Origin of the sequence: Aquimarina mytili (genome assembly GCF_016735115.1) — a bacterium.
Lineage (GTDB): Bacteria > Bacteroidota > Bacteroidia > Flavobacteriales > Flavobacteriaceae > Aquimarina > Aquimarina mytili.
The window spans coordinates 772342-789629 of record NZ_JAERQJ010000001.1 but is presented as its reverse complement, the minus strand read 5'-3'; the positions used below and the strand labels follow the sequence as shown (position 1 = coordinate 789629).

Below are 17288 nucleotides of genomic sequence, written 5' to 3'. Positions count from 1 at the left end.
GACACATACAGTCCTAAAAATGTTAACTAAAGCTAAACAAACATCTGAGTATATAATCCAGACAGTAGCTCCTATTTTTAATAAAAATGGGTACGCCGCTACGAGCCTTAGTGATATCACAAAAGCAACAGGACTTACAAAAGGTGCAATCTATGGCAACTTCAAAAACAAAGAAGAATTAGCCCTTGCTGCATTTGATACTACCGTTAAAAATATGTTACGTCGCATTACGGTTCATCAGTCCTTGAGTGATTCACCATTAGAAAAATTATTCCTGGTTACAGATTTCTACAGAAATTATTATAACTACAGTCAAGAGCTTGGTGGGTGTCCTGTACTTAATATGGGGGTCGATGCCAAACATCAAAACCCTAAGTTATTTCAACATGTAAAATACACCATACACAAAATACAGAATAGTGTTGCTAAAATCATTGAAGCTGGAAAATTAGCTAATGAAATACATCCACATATTGACACAATGTTATATGCAAAACGATTATATACCATGATAAGTGGTGCCATTTTTATGACACATACCATTGAAGACAACAGCTATTTATTAGAAACAATGGATCAAATAGATAGTATGATTCATAAAGAAATTAAACGATAAACTATTTTTTTAACTTATAATATACCGATTGGTATATACCAAACATTAACAGATATGAAACTACCAAAAATACTAGAAAGCAAAGCAAAAATAAGGTTCCAGGATTGTGATCCTTTTAATCATCTTAACAACGCCGCATACATCAACTATATGATCAACGCTAGAGAAGATCAAATTGAGAAATATTACGATCTTGACATTTTTGACCTTGCCAAAAACAAAGGTATTAGCTGGGTTGTTGGCACAAATCAAATAGCGTACTTAAAACCAGCTTTATTAATGGAAGATGTTATTATTAACTCTCAATTAATTCATTGCACAGAAAATCAATTACATGTAGAAATTAAGATGTGGAATCATGATAAAACGGAGCTCAAAGCAATACTATGGAGCACATTTGTACACTTTAATTTACTTCAACAAAAGCGCTGGAATCATGATGATGATCTTATGAAATTATTCAAAAGTATAATCGAACCTGTTAGTGCTAAAAATTTCGAAGAAAGAATTATGAATGTTAAACCACAAAAAGTGTAACATTTTCTTTTTTTATCCGTCTTATAAAGACGACAACCATTTAAAACTATGCCATCATGAAATCTTCTGGCGATTTGGGCTCTTCTCATAAAAAGAAAAGCTCTTATATTTATATAGGATTTTTTATCATAGCTATTATATCTATGATTATTGTAATATGGCAGATGGGTATGTTGGAATAGTATAATTTCAACCTAACTTACTTAGTCTTTTGAATACGTAACCATTTATAATCCTATATGAAGAAACTTTTGGTTTTATTTTTTGCACTGTTTTCTCTTGTAGGTTTTGCACAAGAACCGGAAATTAAACAAACGACCACGACTTATTTCTTTATAAGACATGCTGAAAAAGAGATAAAAAATACACCTAAGAACCGAAACCCCCTGCTTTCGGAAACCGGAAAAATTAGAGCTCAAAAATGGGCCGAATTATTTTCTGACACTGCAGTAGACATGATCTATACCACTGATTATATTAGAACACGACAAACGGCCAAACCTATTGCAGAAAATCAAGGACTACAAGTATCATTGTATGACCCCAGAAATATATACGACTTAGATTTTCAGCAACAAACAAAGGGAAAAACAGTGATAATTGTTGGTCACAGCAATACTACTCCACTTTTTGTGAACACTATCCTTAAAAAGGAAAAGTACTCACAAATCAACGAAAAAGATTACGGCAAACTATTTATAGTTAAAATAACGGAAAATATAATTACAGATACAATCCTGAATATTAACTAACAACAATCATCGCTTACATAGACATGGATATCTTCCAATTCAATTTTTGAAAGAAGCTTGAGCTTTCCTTTCTCAAATAACGCATCTAAATCGGATAAAGAAGTACTTAAATTCAAAGCTTTATAGTTATTGTAATCTACAAAACGAATTCCATTAATAATTCTTGGATTATATGCTTCTCTAAAACGAATTCCACCTCCATTAACGGCATATTTGTATGCCAGATAATCTACGGTAAAATTTTCTTTATGAATCCAATATAAAAACTCGTCTTCAAAATCGGTCCCTCCCCCTTCTTCATTAAAAGATATTTTAATCTTATAATATTCAATTCCCTTAATGATAGACTTTCCAACTATGTTTTTTCTAACAGCAGAAGCATTAAGACCATAGGGTAAGTACGCAAAATAATGTACCGAATTAACACCATCGCTAATTTTTGTGATCAGAGAATCTGTAACAGGCACCGAACAATTCTCTATAGTTCGTGTAAGACCAGAATTACTAACCACATCATGAATTACTCCATCCGGACCATCTATTTTTCTTTCAAGTGTATAAAACCCTTTGTTTCGTTCACTTCGGTATTGCTTGCCTCTAAATTTAAAATGAATGATTGCATTATCATATCTCTCTCCACCAGAAACCTGGATAGTTTTATCAATTATTTCCTGAGCAGAAAATTGAGTTTCTAACATCATAAACGAAGAAAGTACCACACCCAGTATCAAAAATAAATATCGCTTCATGAAAAACACGTTTACAAAAACGAAATTAACCTATATCCTATTAATAATTGTAACAATTTTGTTAAACTAAAGGCCAAAGAATTCCAAATAAACCGAAAGATTTCTGGCTCAAATCAATATCCACCTAACCTTCCGTTGCATTCATTTTAATTGTTAACTTTTTTTTAAAATTTAAAAAAGATAATTATTTTGCATACCCTAAATCTCAAAAAAAATGACCGCCATGAGACAAATATTACTTCTATTAACGTTCTTCATAGTTTCCTTTGCTTTTGCACAAGACAGTGCGATGTATGAAAAAACGGCATTAGCGTTTCAAGAAAATTTTAATGCGCAAAATGTGGATGCCGTTTACAACTTATATACTGCAGAAATGCAAGAAGCTATGAATAAAGAAGGCGTAACTCGTTTTGTTAATGGCTGTTATGAACAATTTGGGAGCCTGAAATCTCTAACTTTTATTGAAACCACCGAAGGTATCTATAGTTATACGGCAGAATTTGATAAAATAAGTCTTGTTATGGAGCTACAACTTAGTCCAGATGGTAAAATATCGACCATTCAGTTTCAAGAACCTTAAAAACTTTTTAAATATCATAATACAAAGCTTTCTTTCGGGAAAGCTTTGTATTTTTGTAGGCATTTATAACCGAGTTCGAGCGCACACATGAATCAAAATAAAATCAATATCCTAAACCGAAAAGCAAAATTCGAATATGAATTTCTTGATAAGTATACTGCAGGAATAAAGCTCGCCGGAACAGAAATAAAGGCAATCCGAGAAGGAAAAGCCAATATCGCTGAAAGCTTTTGTGAGTTTAGTAACAATGAGTTATTTGTAATCAATATGCATATTGAAGAATATTCTCATGCAACATACTTTAATCATAATCCAAAAAGTGAACGAAAACTACTGCTTAACAGAAAAGAACTAAAAAAACTCGAAAAAGAAGTTAAGCACAGTGGGTTAACCATTATTCCCACTCGCTTATTTATTAATGATCGCGGATTAGCAAAACTTGATATTGTACTTGCCAGAGGTAAAAAAATGTATGACAAACGTGAAACCATAAAAGATAGAGATAACAAAAGAGCCTTAGATAGAGTAAAAAAGGATTTTAGATAGCAAATTGATTAACTAGACCACTTTTTATATAAAAAATTAATAATCAATACATTACACAACACAAGAAGGCATTTAAATTTGTAGTCAATTATAAGGTATTTATCAAAATTAAATATTAAGGTACTGAATAATTAATCCTATATTTGCATTTTTTCAAAGATTAAACATGGTATTTAGTAGCGCCTATTTTTTACTTCTTTTTTTCCCTTTAACATTACTATTGTACTTCATTGTTCCAAAAAAGTACAGAAACTTAGTTTTACTTGTAGCCAGTCTCTATTTCTATACATATGGCGAGAAGTTTTTGGTACTTGTAATGATATTTTCAACTTTGGTTGATTATAAGTGTGGTATTTTAATTGAAGAAGGAAAAAGAAAACTAGGTCTTAGAATATCAATACTTACTAATTTAATTACGTTAGGAATTTTTAAGTATTTCAATTTTGCCATCGACAACCTATATAACTTACTTGAAGCTCTTAATATAAATGGCGAAAGTCTACATAATATTCCAGAAATTGTTCTTCCGTTAGGAATTAGTTTTTACGTTTTCCAAACCATGTCGTATACAATAGACGTATATAGAGGCAATGTAAAAGCTGACAGAAGTTTACTCGAATTTGCCACCTATGTAACGATGTTTCCGCAATTGGTAGCCGGACCTATTGTTCGGTATATCGATATACAAAGAGAAATCGCGGACAGAGAAGTAAGTCTTTTTGGTTTTGCAAAAGGTTTAGAGCGTTTCACGATTGGTTTAACCAAGAAAATGATTATCGCCAACACTTTTGCCAGTACTGCTGATATCATTTTTACAGAAAGTGGAGGAGGTTTTTCTACACTTAACGCCTGGCTAGGGGTCATCGCATATAGTTTCCAGATTTATTATGATTTCTCGGGGTACTCAGATATGGCAATTGGTCTAGGAAAAATGTTTGGCTTCAATTTTCTGGAGAACTTTAATTATCCATACATTTCCAAAAGCATTCAAGAATTTTGGAGACGCTGGCACATATCTCTGTCAACATGGTTTAGAGATTATCTCTATATTCCATTAGGAGGAAATAGAAAAGGTAAATACAGAACATACCTTAACCTTTTTATTGTATTTCTTGTTACTGGTTTATGGCACGGAGCCGAATGGACTTTTGTTATATGGGGATTATATCACGGTGCTTTTATTATCATTGAAAAAGTTGGTTTTGATAAAATATTGAAAAAAACCTGGGCACCTATTCAACATTTATATGCCTTATTAATTGTTAATGTTGGATGGGCTTTATTTAGAGCAGATGATTTTGGATCATCAATAGCCTATCTCAAAACCATGTTCGTGTATACAGAAGGTAATGAAACCGTAAATGATTTTATTGCTTATTTCAATAGTACAAACGAACTAGTTTTTACGACAATTTTAGCTCTTATTTTTGCTGTTCCAACGTATCCATATCTTGAAGCTAGGATGAGAAATCGCAATTTCTTAATCTTAAGATATTTTGCCATAATCGCAATGTTACTGTTATGTATTGTATATATCGCAGCTGGATCTTATAATCCATTTATATATTTTAGATTTTAAGCCATGCAGAAGAAAATAATCAAAATATTCATTATTGTATTTATCACAATGATTTCTATTCCTTTTGTTTTTACGGTGTTGAAAATCAAGGTCAAACCTGTTAACAAACTTGAAAAAGAGATTAGCTTAAATTTTAAACGAAACTTTCCATTAAAAGCCGATTTGTTTAAAATATACTACGCTATTAAGAATGATATTTTTGAAACCAATCCTATGCGAAGACAAGTAGTTGATGTCAAAAATGGGTGGAAATTTTTGGGAGATGACTATAGCAATGCTTTATCAGAATCAAAACGCATCATTGTTTTTAATAAAAAAGAAATAGAATCCTTAAAACAGATCCTTACATATAGAAACAATTGGCTTAAAGAACGAAATATAAAGTTTTACCTCTCTGTAGCACCTAATAAACATAGTGTTTATGGAGATATGATTGATATTAAAGAATATAATCGAAATAGCAAGCTTGAACAGATAGACTCGCTTTGCAAAACTCTGGATATTAATTTTATTAATCTTGGCGCGGATTTTCCAAAAGATGAAAACATAAGGTTGTATCATAAAACAGATACCCACTGGAACGATTATGCAGGTTTTTATGCTTTTGGATCGATTATGAAACAAATCACTAAAGATTTTGTCAATACAGAATTCAATATTTATACCTTAGATGATATGAATATTGAAACCACAATTGATCCTATCGGAGATCTGAATGAAATTTTACGGTTAGAAAAAAGTGAAGCATTCATTCATTTTAATTTTAAAAATCCGGAAAAAATACATGAACTAGATAAGACGTTAACCATACGAAAAGGGTATCACAAAGACCCATCCTTTTATGAATTAAGATACAGAAATGATATCAATGATCTAAAAATAATGACGATGAATGATTCGTTTTTTGGTTATTTTAGAAAGTACTTAGTAAACAATTTCGGAAACTCTCTTTTTATTTGGGATTATGTATTTGATGAAAATTTGATCGAATCAGAAAAACCGGATATTTTGTTACATGAAATTGCTGAAAGAGACGTTGACTTTCTTCTAGTGAAATAAATATTTTGATGAAGGCATGAAAACTAAAATCTTAAGAAAAATATCAGGTATTAGTAACTTAAAACGTAACTTCTCGTTTTTTGATTCCATCAAAATATCCAATGCATTAAAAAAAGAAAAGGAGAACATTACCTTATCTGATAATTCGCAAATACATCTGCGAAAAAACACAAAAGATCATGAAACTTTTGACGAAGTTTTCATCGACAACATATACAATTTACCTTTACCCATAGCACCAAAAACCATAATTGATGCAGGTGCTAATATTGGTTTAGCCTCTCTCTTTTTCAAAATGAAGTATCCAGATTCTGCGATTGCGTTGATTGAGATTGACAGCGGTAATCTTGAAATGATTCGCAAAAACCTTAAAGGTTATACGAACATCACTATTCTAAACAAAGGACTCTACAACAAACACTCATACTTCAAAATTTTTGATCCGTTTAATGCTACAAATAGTTTTGTTATAAAAGAATCTACACAAGATGACTATGATATAGAGTCAATAACAATAGATCAAATTATCGATGATCACAGTTGGGATACCATAGATATTTTAAAAATCGATATCGAAGGTGCAGAAAAAAACCTATTTGAGTCTAATTATCAGCATTGGCTCCCAAAGGTTAATGTGCTTATGATTGAGACACATGATAGAATGGTACCCAAATGTTCTATTACCGTGATGAAAGCCTTGGATGAGTATGATTTTGGATTGTACACGACTACCAATGGAGGAACTTTGGTCTATTACAATAGTAAATTTTTACAATAAATTGAATACCCTAAATCCAGAACAAAACTAAACCTTAAACACCTTATAAACAGACTATTAAACAACCGAATAAGGCCATACCTCGGTTCAATATATTTCACGAAAAAATAATTTAAAAATAAATTTATTGCAACATCTTAGGTTGCAAACGGGTCTTTCATGTCAAAATCAATAACCACACGCAAAACACCTTAACAGGTAAATGCTTAACAAAATTAAACATGAAACAAACCAAATTATTTTTACTACTAATTATTTCGACTGTAATTTTTTCTTGCTCATCTGACGACGACGGACCAGACTATACTGGAACCTATAAATTCAACAGAGGCTTTGTAAGCAGTTTTCTTGAAAACAATGAAACCTTATCCACCACTTCCATAGACGTTACTAGTGAAGATTGTTCTATTCAAGAAATTGTTATTAATGCTAATGGTACAGCCACAATCACATCTTCATCCCTACTCGGGGTATCTCTGGAATTTGCAGAAGGTAGTACTAATGAACTTGAGCATCAATTAACATGCTCTTCAACAGCAGAAGTATTAAAAACATATACTTGGTTTCCGGGTCCTTACTCTGATGGAACCAATATAACAATAGAAGTTCCTGGTTATGATGTTATCACTTTTGTAGATGAAAATGGAATAATTCAATTAAACGGTACGTTGTATCCGGGAGGGATTTTAAATATAGGATCAAGTGGAATCAACTCGAGAAAGTACACAACGGAATTAAGCGGAGAAACACTAGAAATTAAAGAAGAGAGGTTTTTTAATTATAAAAGACAATAGGAATTTACCGAGTTAGTCTTGGAAACAACAAATTTTAAAAGAATAAAATAAAAGATCGCCTAGTTAGGCGATCTTTTATTTTGTTTTGTCTTTCTGCTGTTCAAAGAAACACAATAATTAAGAGATGTTTCATTTAATCAGTACATTTGCACGTATAACAAAAACACTAATTTAGAGACTGAATTAAGACCTTTTAACATCCTCTTAAATCAGTAACAATAAAATGTCTCAATAAGACTTTGGCATGCAAAAGAGAGTAACTAAAATATTTATCATTGTATTTATTGCACTAATTTCTATTCCGTTTATTTTTGTAATTCTTCAAATTAAAGTCACTCCTGTAAATAAACAGGAAAAGAAAATAAGTTTAAATTTTAAACGAAATTTTCCATTGAGATCAGATTTATTTAAAATGTACTCTTTAGGGAAAACCACTTTCTTTGATGCAGAACCAATTCCTAACGGAGTGGTAGACGCCAAAAATGGTTGGAGATTTTTAGGAAATAAATTCAGTAATGCTTTATCAGAGTCGAAAGGATTAATAACGTTTAATCAGAAAGAACTATCTAAGATTGCTAAAAACCTTTCAGAAAAGAAAGAATGGCTAGACAAGAAAAATATAAAATTCTACTTTTCTATTGCTCCAAATAAGCATACTATATATGGAGATATGATTCCTATTAAAAAGAGTCATCGAAAAACAAAGTTCGAGCAATTAGACTCTATATGCCAAAGTCTAGGTATTAATTTTATTGACTTAGGATCTAACTTTCCGAAAAATGATAGTTTAAGGTTGTATCATAAAACAGATTCTCACTGGAATCACTATGGAGCGTTCTATGCCTACAATTCTACTTTAGAAGCCATTATGCCCGATTTTAAAGGTGTAGATTTCAATTATAGAACCATGAAGGATATGGAAGTTGAAAAATTCTGGGCACACATAGGAGATCTAAACAGAGCTCTTTTTCTAGAACAAAATGAAGAGTTTATTAATGTTAAGCCTATAAAACCTTTTAGTTTTACTGCTCAAGAAAAAACACTTACCGTTCCTTTAAACTACCACTTTGGTGATCATTTTTATGAAGAACGATATAAAAGCCCTGCAAATGAGTTAAAAATTATGGTGTTAAGAGATTCTTTTTTTGGAGCTTATTTCGAATCAATTGCCGATAGTTTTGGTGAATCTCTTTTTATTTGGAGGCATAATTTCAACAAAAAACTTATCGAATCTGAAAAACCCGATATCTTATGCTATGAACTTGTTGAAAGAAACATTGATATTTTATTAACCGAAAATTTTAATCATTCTCCAAATTAGTGGTTTTCGTCACAATTAACTCCCAATAGTAATAAATGAACGTTACAGATCAAGAAAAATCACCTTTAGTTTCTCTATGCATACCGACGTATAATGGAAGTAAACATATTCGAGAGACATTAGATAGTGCGCTTAGTCAGACTTATCAAAATATCGAAATTGTTATCACAGATGATCACTCTTCTGATGATACTGTTGCGATCTGTGAATCATATGCCAAAAATGACAGCCGTATAAAGGTATATCGAAATAGCAAAAACCTGGGGTTAGTTGGTAACTGGTGCGAATCAGTGGATAAGGCTTCTTCAAAATGGGTTAAATTTCTCTTCCAGGATGATCTTTTAGAAGAAAATTGCGTTGAAAGAATGATCAATTGCGCAATACAGCACAAAGTTGATTTTGTAATATGCAACAGAGAGTATTTTTTTGAAGAAGGATTTAATCCAAAAATTAAATTATTTTATTCAGAAAGGCTTCCAAAAACTGAAAAAATATTCAAAGAAGAACGCCTATACGCTCCAAAAGAAACTGCTCAACGCATAGCACCACATATTTTTAACAACTGTATTGGCGAACCTCCTACATTTTTATTTAATAAAGAACAATATAGCAGAAACGATTTTCCAAATAATTATTTCCAACTTATCGATTATATCTTTATTCTTAATAAAATTCTTGTACATGATTTTGTATTTATAAGTGATAAGCTGGTAAAATTTAGAGTACACACTTCTTCAGAGTCCATGAAGAATAGCGAAATAAATACCGAGGATAAAAAAGAATTTTATAAATTTCTATATATACAGTATTATGAAAAAATACAGATATGTTATGAAATTATAAGCAACCCTATTTTTAGTGAGGTAAAAAAGTTCATCCCGAAAAAAGATGTAGAAATTATTAAAAACTTTTATACCGTGTCCTCCTATAAGAGACATGGATTTAAAAACGTATTTCCTTTTTACAAAGACTCAAAATTAAGTGATTTTATCTTGGATAAATTTTCTTCTTCCTATAGCTATGCTTCTTATAAAATATTTAAGATCCGAAACAAGAAAGTTAAATCAAAATATAAGATATAACTCATGGAATTAGTATCTATAGTTATAGGAACATATAATGGAGCTTCATACATCTCAGAACAATTAGAAAGTATACTACAGCAAACATATACCCCGCTAGAAATTATTATTGTGGATGATGCTTCTACTGATGAAACTTTAGATGTTATACAAAAATACGACAAGATGCATAGCAATATCAAAATGCATGCATATGATATTAATGTTGGATATATCAAAAATTTTGAAAGAGGTATTGCCCTGGCTACAGGAGCTTATATTGCATTATCAGATCAGGATGATTGGTGGATGCCTACTAAAATTGAAAAATTAATGAATCACATACATCATTATGATTTGGTGTATTGTGATTCTATATTTGTTGATGAAAATTTACAGAACTTAGGAAGTAGTTTTTCTACAACCAAAAACTTGATTAGTATCAACACTCCTATAAACTTGCTAATTGATAATTGTGTGTCCGGTCATGCTGCGCTTTTTAAAAAGTCGCTTTATGAAAAGGCAATCCCTTTTCCAGATTTTATACCCCATGATTGGTGGTTGGCATATGTAGCCAGTATTGAAAATAATATCTATTACCTAGATGAGCCCCTGATAAAATACAGACATCATCAAAATAATGTTATCGCATCTAGCGAAAAGAATAAGAAAGCCAAAAAGGAAAAAAAGCCTAAAAGACTAAAATATATCCAAAAAAGAAAAAGAATTGATAGCTTTTACGAAAAGTGCCCTGACGCTTTTACCAAAGAAAAAAGAATTATTTTATCCATAAAAGAGTCCTATCGCAACTTTTCATTGTTCAATAATCTTAAAAGAATTTTTGTGTTTTATAAAAACAGAAAAGAATTACTAAAAATTGTTAAAAAGAACAATATCAATAAAATAGTCTACATTGCCAATATGTTTTTTAAAATCAAATGATGCCTTGATGAATTTTTGAAATGATTAATTTCTAGAAGTAAAACATACTTCAATTCAAGCTAAATACCTGATTTATATTTTTTTAATTTGAATTTTAATAAACAAAACAATAACTTTGCAAACCCTAAATTTACCTTAAAATTGAAAAGAATATTACCTATATTGCTGTATAAATTTGTTACATTTTCATGTAATAAAAACTTCAATAAGATTATGGCACCTTCTTTTACACCAATAATTTTAAGAACATTTAACAATTTTGTAGACCTATACCCAATACATATAAATAGTAAAAGTTTAGATCTTAAACTAGAATTAAAATATTGATATTGTGAATATAACTATTATTAGTTTAGACAAATGGGGCTATAACAAATACATAGCAAAAGAGCTTCAAAATCGAGGTATCAAGGCTAGGCATCTGGACTTTTACAAACTAAAATATAGATATCCCTCTTTTTTACATAAACTACTTAATTTCTTTACAAAAAATCTATTCAATTACAATTTCAAAAGACAACATCTGAATAAGGTATTATTAAGGTTATTATCCAATCAAGAAAAACAAGATATTATATTAATAATTAAAGGAGACGATCTATCACTATCTACAATAAAAAAGATACGTAAGAATACTGATCAATTAATTACTTTCTTCAATGATAGTCTTGATCGATATCCGAGAATGAAAAAGATATATCCTTATTTTGATAAAGTATATTCCTTTGATTCCAAAGATGTGGCAGAATACAATTTTAGTTTCATTACCAATTACATCTATTTTGATATTAAAACATTTGATAATGAAAATGTAGAATACAACATATTTAATATTGGTTCTTTAGATAAAAGATCAAAAGTTTTACCTCAATTTGTGGCATATTTTAAAGAACATAATATCGATTATAAACTGATCGCATATGATAAAGGGGATAACGAGGAGTTGATTGAAACCTATGATATAGAAATCACAAAAAAAACCTACCCGTTAAAAACTATTTTTTCAGATTTTGTTAGCAAAAGTAATATCCTTTTAGACCTACAAAGACCAAAACAAAAAGGATTGTCTTTTCGAATTTTTGAAGCCATAGGATTACAAAAGAAAATCATAACTACAAATAAAGATATTGCTAACTACGATTTTTATAATCCTAATAATATCGCCATTGTAGATAGTGATAATATTAATATACCAGAAACTTTTTTCACCACTCCTTATGAAGAAGTCAAACCCGAAATAGTAAACAAATATCATATTTCGTCCTGGGTAAATGAAGTCTTTGATCTTGCCGATAATTATAAGACTGCTTAGTGATGACGGTTACGCTATTGATTACAACATACAACTGGCCCGAAGCCTTAGAACTAGTGTTACGTAGTGTTGCCTCTCAAAGTGTCTTGCCAAATGAGATTGCAATTGCTGATGATGGTTCTACAAAAGATACAGACCAGTTGATATTAAAATTAAAAAAGGAATTTTCTATTCCTGTAAAACATATTTGGCATGAAGATGTGGGGTTTACTAAAACAGTGATTTTAAATAAAGCTCTGCAAGAGATTCAATCGGATTATATTATTCAAATAGATGGTGATGTCATTCTTCATAAACATTTTATAAAAGATCATATTAGACAATCAGAACCAAATACCTACCTTTTTGGAAGTCGTATTTCTCTTAAAGAAGAATACTCAAAAAAAGTCTTACAAAACAAAAAAATCAAGTTTCATTGGACGAATACAGGCTTATTAAGAAGAAGTCGGGCAATATATTTACCCCTATTCAGCAAATTTTTAACCAAAAAAAGTAATCAAAGTTCGGGTAAGTTAAGAGGTTGCAATATGTCTTACTGGAGAAAAGATGCTGTTGCAATAAATGGATATAATGAAGATTTGATTGGATGGGGGTATGAAGATTTTAATTTTGCACAACGCTTATTGAATTCAGGAATCTCTTCTAAACGTATCAAACATATAGCACTACAATTTCATATTTATCATAAAGAAGCTCCAAGAGGAAACACAGAATTAGGTGATAAAATCAACATAGAAACAGCAAAAAATAAAATCACCAAATGTAAAAACGGACTTGTAAAATTATAAAGATTGCATTCCAACTAGTTTTTTATACATTCCATTTTTAGCAAGTAATTCGGTATGCGTCCCTTGTTCAACTATTTCCCCTTTTTGCATAACCACAATAGTATCTGCTTTCTGAATCGTAGATAATCTATGGGCAATAACAATTGATGTTCTATTTTGCATCATTTTTTCTAAAGCATCTTGCACCAAACGTTCACTTTCAGTATCTAATGCAGATGTCGCTTCGTCCAATATCATGATTGGTGGGTTTTTAAGTACAGCCCTAGCGATACTCAATCGTTGTTTTTGCCCTCCCGATAGTTTCCCTCCTGAATCACCAATATTAGTATGAATACCTTTAGGAAGATCTTTTACGAATTCCCAGGCATTTGCAATTTTCAATGCACTTATAACCTCATCATCTGTGGCGTTCTGCTTTCCGAGTAAAACATTGTTCTTTACCGTATCATTAAATAAAATCGAATCCTGAGTTACTAATCCCATCAAACTACGTAACGAGTTTTTAGTAAGATCTTTAATATTTTTATCATCTATTGTTATAGCACCTTTATTTACATCATAAAATCGAGTCACTAAATTTGCAATAGTCGATTTTCCACTACCCGATTGTCCAACCAGCGCCACCGTTTTTCCTTTTTTAATCATAAGCGAAAAATCTTTTAGCACATAGTCATCTTTATACTTAAAAGAAATATTCTCAAAAGAAACCTGATTCTCAAAATCATCTTTTACAATAGCATTTTGTTTATCTTCTAATGGAGAAATGGTATTTAAAACTTCTAACACTCTATCCGCAGCAGCATTTCCTGCTTTTACTCTATAGCTTGCCTTACTAATAGCTTTAGCCGGAGTTAATATTTGATATGATAAAGCCATATACCCTATAAAAGCTCCTCCCGACAGAGAATGATCCACCAAGACCATGCCCCCACCATACCATAGTAAAGCGGCAATAGTTACAATACCCAAAAACTCACTAGTCGGAGATGCCAAATTTTGTCTATGTCCCAAGTTATTTGAGAAACGAAAAAATCTATTGGTAGAATCTTGAAATTTCTTATTAAAATAGGATTCAGAATTAAACCCTTTTATAACTCTTAATCCGCTTAATGTTTCTTCAAGAGTAGATAAAAACAACCCTTGTTCTTCTTGTACTTTTTGCGAATGCTTTTTTAGCCTTTTACCAATAAGAGAAATAATAAAACCCGCCACAGGGATAAATAAGAATACGAATATGGTGAGTTTTGCACTTATAATAAACATTGTTATAATGGCAAAAACAATGGTTAACGGCTCTCTAACAATCAGTTCTAAAACAGATAGTAATGATACCTGAACCTCGTTAACATCTCCCGAAATTCTGGCTATAATATCACCTTTTCTTTTTTCCGAATAATAAGAAATTGGCAAATTAATAACCTTATCGTATATATTATCTCTCAAATCTTTTAAAACACCGTTTCTAAGATAAGTAACAAAAAAAACGGCTAGATAACTAAACAAATTTTTAAGAAGAAATAAACTAATAATCAAAACAATCATATACATCAATGCCTGCTGCGGACCATCATTAAGCGATACAGATGTTACAAAATAGTTAAGTGAATCTTCTAAATAGGGTTTGATTTTACTTATTCCTTCGTAGGTGGGCTTTACAGTCACCTTTTTACTCTCTCCAAATAAAACATTAATCATCGGCATTAATGAGACCATAGATAGTGTACTAAATAGCGCATAAAAAATATTACAAACAATATTTAAAACAGCATATTTCTTATAAGGTAAAATAAACCTTGATAACTTCTTTAAATAATTCATTAATTCAAATTCGTTTAGAATAAAATCTTGTCTTATAGCATTCGCTTAAAGTAATTTTTCATGTACTTTACAACAAGATATTAGGCACAAAAATAGAACTTTATTTTGGGTTCTATCTATAAGAGCTGATTGCAATTTTAATACCACTTAAAATTTACAAGTCTATGGTCCAGGTTTTACTGTAGAAATGTCAGTATTTTTAATTATTACAATTCTCGAAAAGGGCTAGGTCTTAATCTATTCTATACAAAAAGAATATCCAAAACTCGTACAACATTTAATTTTTATCTTCTAACAGGGGTACAAATCTAAACTCCCCAAACTCACGTTTTTCAAATTCTTTTTCGGATTTCCTAACAAACAAGGTCATTATCTGTGGATCATCTCCAACAGGTATTACCAAACGACCACCGATCTGTAATTGACTTAATAAAGGTTTAGGCACATAAGGAGCTCCTGCAGTAACAATAATAGAATGATAAGGAGCATGCTCTACTAACCCTTTATATCCATCACCAAAAGATAGATGTTTAGGTCGATACCCTAACTTAGATAAAAATAATTTTGTCTTTTTAAACAATTCTTTTTGGCGTTCTATGCTATATACCTTAGCTCCTAATTCGCACAAAACAGCCGTTTGATAACCAGATCCTGTACCAATCTCCAGTACCTTATCCCCTCTTTTAACTTGCAATAATTCACTCTGAAAAGCCACAGTATAAGGCTGTGAAATAGTCTGATCTGCAGCAATCGGAAATGCCTTGTCCTGATAGGCATGATCTTCAAAACCAGAATCCATAAACAAATGTCTCGGTATTTTTCCAATAGCCATTAGCACAGCATTGTCTTTAATTCCTTTTTGGATTAAAACATCAACCAATTGTTTTCGTTTTCCGGCATGTCTAAGAGTGTCTTTCACTATTTCTGAGGGTTATTTAGCAGGCTAAAATTACATAAAGATTTTAAAGATTAATAAACTATTTAGGCTTTAGAATTAAAATTTTGCTTTTTAGATATAATTAGGATTTAAAATTTATAAATAATACTATTTTTGTGTAAAATCTTGAATTATGCTCAAAGCCGGAGTACTCGGTGCGGGACACCTTGGTAAAATCCATTTACGTCTTCTTGAACAATCTGAAAATTATGAACTTGTAGGGTTCTATGATGCAAGCTCAGCTCAGGCCCAGGCCATTGTAGAAGAATTTGGATATAAACTATTCAATTCTGTTGAGGAATTAATCAATGCTGTAGATGTCGTAGATATTGTTACACCTACATTTGCTCATTTTGAAGTAGCAAAACAGGCCATAGAAGCGGGTAAACATGTTTTTATAGAAAAACCAATTACCAATACCGTTGCAGAAGCACAGCAATTAATTAACTTGGCTAATGCCAATAATGTAAAAGGACAGGTTGGTCATGTAGAACGATTTAATCCTGCATATACTGCAGTTGCTAGTAAGATTGACAATCCAATGTTTATTGAAGCACATAGATTGGCAGAGTTTAACCCAAGAGGAACAGATGTACCTGTTGTTTTGGATCTTATGATTCATGATATTGATGCTATACTAAGTGTAGTTCACTCTGAAGTAAAACATATTAGTGCCAGTGGAGTTTCTGTGATTAGTGAAACGCCAGATATAGCCAATGCAAGAATCGAATTCGAAAATGGTTGCGTGGCTAACCTTACTGCCAGTAGAATTTCATTGAAAAACATGAGGAAATCACGTTTCTTTCAACGTGATGCTTATATTTCTGTAGATTTTTTTGAGAAAAAATGTGAGGTTGTGAAAATGAAAGATGCTCCTGAACAGCCAGATGATTTTGCAATGATTCTACAAAATGCGGAAGGGGTTAAAAAACAAATTTATTTTGACAACCCTGATGTTTCGTCTAACAATGCTATTTTAGATGAGTTAGATACATTTGCCAAAGCGATCAAAAATAACACCACCCCAATAGTTTCTCTTGAGCATGGTAAAAAAGCATTAGAAGTAGCCTTGAAAGTTATAGACTGTTTCAAGCATTAAAAATATAAACACACACCACA

The 17288-nt window shown here is 31.2% G+C and carries 18 protein-coding genes; 15 read left to right on the top strand and 3 right to left on the bottom strand.

Annotated features, from left to right (window positions below; all coding sequences use genetic code 11):
* Positions 1-19: 19 nt before the first annotated feature.
* The 3 genes from JJQ60_RS03500 (at position 20) to JJQ60_RS03490 (ending at position 1905) form a co-directional block, all read left to right on the top strand.
* Complete coding sequence (locus tag JJQ60_RS03500; protein ID WP_201916664.1) at positions 20-616, top strand: TetR/AcrR family transcriptional regulator; 597 nt, start codon at positions 20-22, stop codon at positions 614-616.
* A gap of 54 nt (positions 617-670) precedes the next feature.
* Positions 671-1153: an acyl-CoA thioesterase gene (locus JJQ60_RS03495; RefSeq protein ID WP_201916662.1), complete on the top strand. Its 483-nt coding sequence runs from the start codon at positions 671-673 to the stop codon at positions 1151-1153.
* 239 nt (positions 1154-1392) lie between these two features.
* Entirely contained in the window at positions 1393-1905 is a 513-nt protein-coding gene (locus tag JJQ60_RS03490; protein ID WP_201916660.1) for a SixA phosphatase family protein, read from the top strand.
* Here JJQ60_RS03490 and JJQ60_RS03485 read toward each other — a convergent pair.
* A complete protein-coding gene (locus JJQ60_RS03485; protein ID WP_201916658.1) occupies positions 1902-2654 on the bottom strand; it encodes a DUF6503 family protein in 753 nt (250 codons plus the stop codon). The two genes, JJQ60_RS03490 and JJQ60_RS03485, sit on opposite strands and share 4 nt — an antisense overlap.
* Before the next feature lie 223 nt (positions 2655-2877).
* Between JJQ60_RS03485 and JJQ60_RS03480 the strand changes: the two genes are divergently transcribed.
* The 11 genes from JJQ60_RS03480 to JJQ60_RS03430 all read left to right on the top strand — a co-directional run bounded on the left by JJQ60_RS03480 (position 2878) and on the right by JJQ60_RS03430 (position 13414).
* Positions 2878-3234: a DUF3887 domain-containing protein gene (locus JJQ60_RS03480; RefSeq protein ID WP_201916656.1), complete on the top strand. Its 357-nt coding sequence runs from the start codon at positions 2878-2880 to the stop codon at positions 3232-3234.
* A gap of 87 nt (positions 3235-3321) precedes the next feature.
* The gene (gene smpB, locus JJQ60_RS03475) at positions 3322-3780 is read left to right on the top strand and encodes an SsrA-binding protein SmpB (protein ID WP_201916654.1); all 459 of its coding nucleotides are present in this window, start codon (positions 3322-3324) and stop codon (positions 3778-3780) included.
* Positions 3781-3946: 166 nt separating this feature from the next.
* A complete protein-coding gene (locus JJQ60_RS03470; RefSeq protein ID WP_201916645.1) occupies positions 3947-5359 on the top strand; it encodes an MBOAT family O-acyltransferase in 1413 nt (470 codons plus the stop codon).
* Positions 5360-5362: 3 nt separating this feature from the next.
* Complete coding sequence (locus JJQ60_RS03465) at positions 5363-6418, top strand: alginate O-acetyltransferase AlgX-related protein (RefSeq protein ID WP_201916643.1); 1056 nt, start codon at positions 5363-5365, stop codon at positions 6416-6418.
* Positions 6419-6434: 16 nt separating this feature from the next.
* Positions 6435-7196, top strand: a complete 762-nt coding sequence (locus JJQ60_RS03460; protein WP_201916641.1) for an FkbM family methyltransferase — start codon at positions 6435-6437, stop codon at positions 7194-7196.
* Between the two features lie 221 nt (positions 7197-7417).
* On the top strand, positions 7418-7990 hold the full coding sequence (locus JJQ60_RS03455; RefSeq protein WP_201916639.1) for a hypothetical protein: 573 nt from the start codon (positions 7418-7420) through the stop codon (positions 7988-7990).
* Positions 7991-8234: 244 nt separating this feature from the next.
* Positions 8235-9311: an alginate O-acetyltransferase AlgX-related protein gene (locus tag JJQ60_RS03450; RefSeq protein WP_201916637.1), complete on the top strand. Its 1077-nt coding sequence runs from the start codon at positions 8235-8237 to the stop codon at positions 9309-9311.
* 35 nt (positions 9312-9346) lie between these two features.
* Positions 9347-10393, top strand: coding sequence for a glycosyltransferase family 2 protein (locus JJQ60_RS03445; protein ID WP_201916635.1), 1047 nt, complete (start codon positions 9347-9349; stop codon positions 10391-10393).
* 3 nt (positions 10394-10396) lie between these two features.
* Positions 10397-11314: a glycosyltransferase family 2 protein gene (locus JJQ60_RS03440; protein ID WP_201916634.1), complete on the top strand. Its 918-nt coding sequence runs from the start codon at positions 10397-10399 to the stop codon at positions 11312-11314.
* A 331-nt stretch (positions 11315-11645) separates the two neighbouring features.
* Positions 11646-12626, top strand: a complete 981-nt coding sequence (locus JJQ60_RS03435; protein ID WP_201916633.1) for a hypothetical protein — start codon at positions 11646-11648, stop codon at positions 12624-12626.
* A 2-nt stretch (positions 12627-12628) separates the two neighbouring features.
* A complete protein-coding gene (locus JJQ60_RS03430) occupies positions 12629-13414 on the top strand; it encodes a glycosyltransferase family 2 protein (protein ID WP_201916632.1) in 786 nt (261 codons plus the stop codon).
* Here the strand turns inward: JJQ60_RS03430 and JJQ60_RS03425 are convergent.
* Both JJQ60_RS03425 and JJQ60_RS03420 read right to left on the bottom strand, forming a co-directional pair.
* Entirely contained in the window at positions 13409-15232 is a 1824-nt protein-coding gene (locus JJQ60_RS03425; protein ID WP_201916631.1) for an ABC transporter ATP-binding protein, read from the bottom strand. The two genes, JJQ60_RS03430 and JJQ60_RS03425, sit on opposite strands and share 6 nt — an antisense overlap.
* Positions 15233-15509: 277 nt before the next feature.
* The gene (locus JJQ60_RS03420) at positions 15510-16151 is read right to left on the bottom strand and encodes a protein-L-isoaspartate(D-aspartate) O-methyltransferase (protein ID WP_201916630.1); all 642 of its coding nucleotides are present in this window, start codon (positions 16149-16151) and stop codon (positions 15510-15512) included.
* Positions 16152-16302: 151 nt separating this feature from the next.
* On the opposite strand from JJQ60_RS03420, the gene JJQ60_RS03415 reads away from it, so the two are divergent.
* On the top strand, positions 16303-17268 hold the full coding sequence (locus JJQ60_RS03415; RefSeq protein WP_201916629.1) for a Gfo/Idh/MocA family protein: 966 nt from the start codon (positions 16303-16305) through the stop codon (positions 17266-17268).
* Positions 17269-17288: the final 20 nt, after the last annotated feature.

Coding starts and splice junctions, on each gene's coding strand:
- JJQ60_RS03500 (WP_201916664.1), top strand. CDS start 20: ATGTTAACTAAAGCTAAACAAACATCTGAGTATATAATCCAGACAGTA.
- JJQ60_RS03495 (WP_201916662.1), top strand. CDS start 671: ATGAAACTACCAAAAATACTAGAAAGCAAAGCAAAAATAAGGTTCCAG.
- JJQ60_RS03490 (WP_201916660.1), top strand. CDS start 1,393: ATGAAGAAACTTTTGGTTTTATTTTTTGCACTGTTTTCTCTTGTAGGT.
- JJQ60_RS03485 (WP_201916658.1), bottom strand. CDS start 2,654: ATGAAGCGATATTTATTTTTGATACTGGGTGTGGTACTTTCTTCGTTT.
- JJQ60_RS03480 (WP_201916656.1), top strand. CDS start 2,878: ATGAGACAAATATTACTTCTATTAACGTTCTTCATAGTTTCCTTTGCT.
- smpB (WP_201916654.1), top strand. CDS start 3,322: ATGAATCAAAATAAAATCAATATCCTAAACCGAAAAGCAAAATTCGAA.
- JJQ60_RS03470 (WP_201916645.1), top strand. CDS start 3,947: ATGGTATTTAGTAGCGCCTATTTTTTACTTCTTTTTTTCCCTTTAACA.
- JJQ60_RS03465 (WP_201916643.1), top strand. CDS start 5,363: ATGCAGAAGAAAATAATCAAAATATTCATTATTGTATTTATCACAATG.
- JJQ60_RS03460 (WP_201916641.1), top strand. CDS start 6,435: ATGAAAACTAAAATCTTAAGAAAAATATCAGGTATTAGTAACTTAAAA.
- JJQ60_RS03455 (WP_201916639.1), top strand. CDS start 7,418: ATGAAACAAACCAAATTATTTTTACTACTAATTATTTCGACTGTAATT.
- JJQ60_RS03450 (WP_201916637.1), top strand. CDS start 8,235: ATGCAAAAGAGAGTAACTAAAATATTTATCATTGTATTTATTGCACTA.
- JJQ60_RS03445 (WP_201916635.1), top strand. CDS start 9,347: ATGAACGTTACAGATCAAGAAAAATCACCTTTAGTTTCTCTATGCATA.
- JJQ60_RS03440 (WP_201916634.1), top strand. CDS start 10,397: ATGGAATTAGTATCTATAGTTATAGGAACATATAATGGAGCTTCATAC.
- JJQ60_RS03430 (WP_201916632.1), top strand. CDS start 12,629: ATGACGGTTACGCTATTGATTACAACATACAACTGGCCCGAAGCCTTA.
- JJQ60_RS03425 (WP_201916631.1), bottom strand. CDS start 15,232: ATGAATTATTTAAAGAAGTTATCAAGGTTTATTTTACCTTATAAGAAA.
- JJQ60_RS03415 (WP_201916629.1), top strand. CDS start 16,303: ATGCTCAAAGCCGGAGTACTCGGTGCGGGACACCTTGGTAAAATCCAT.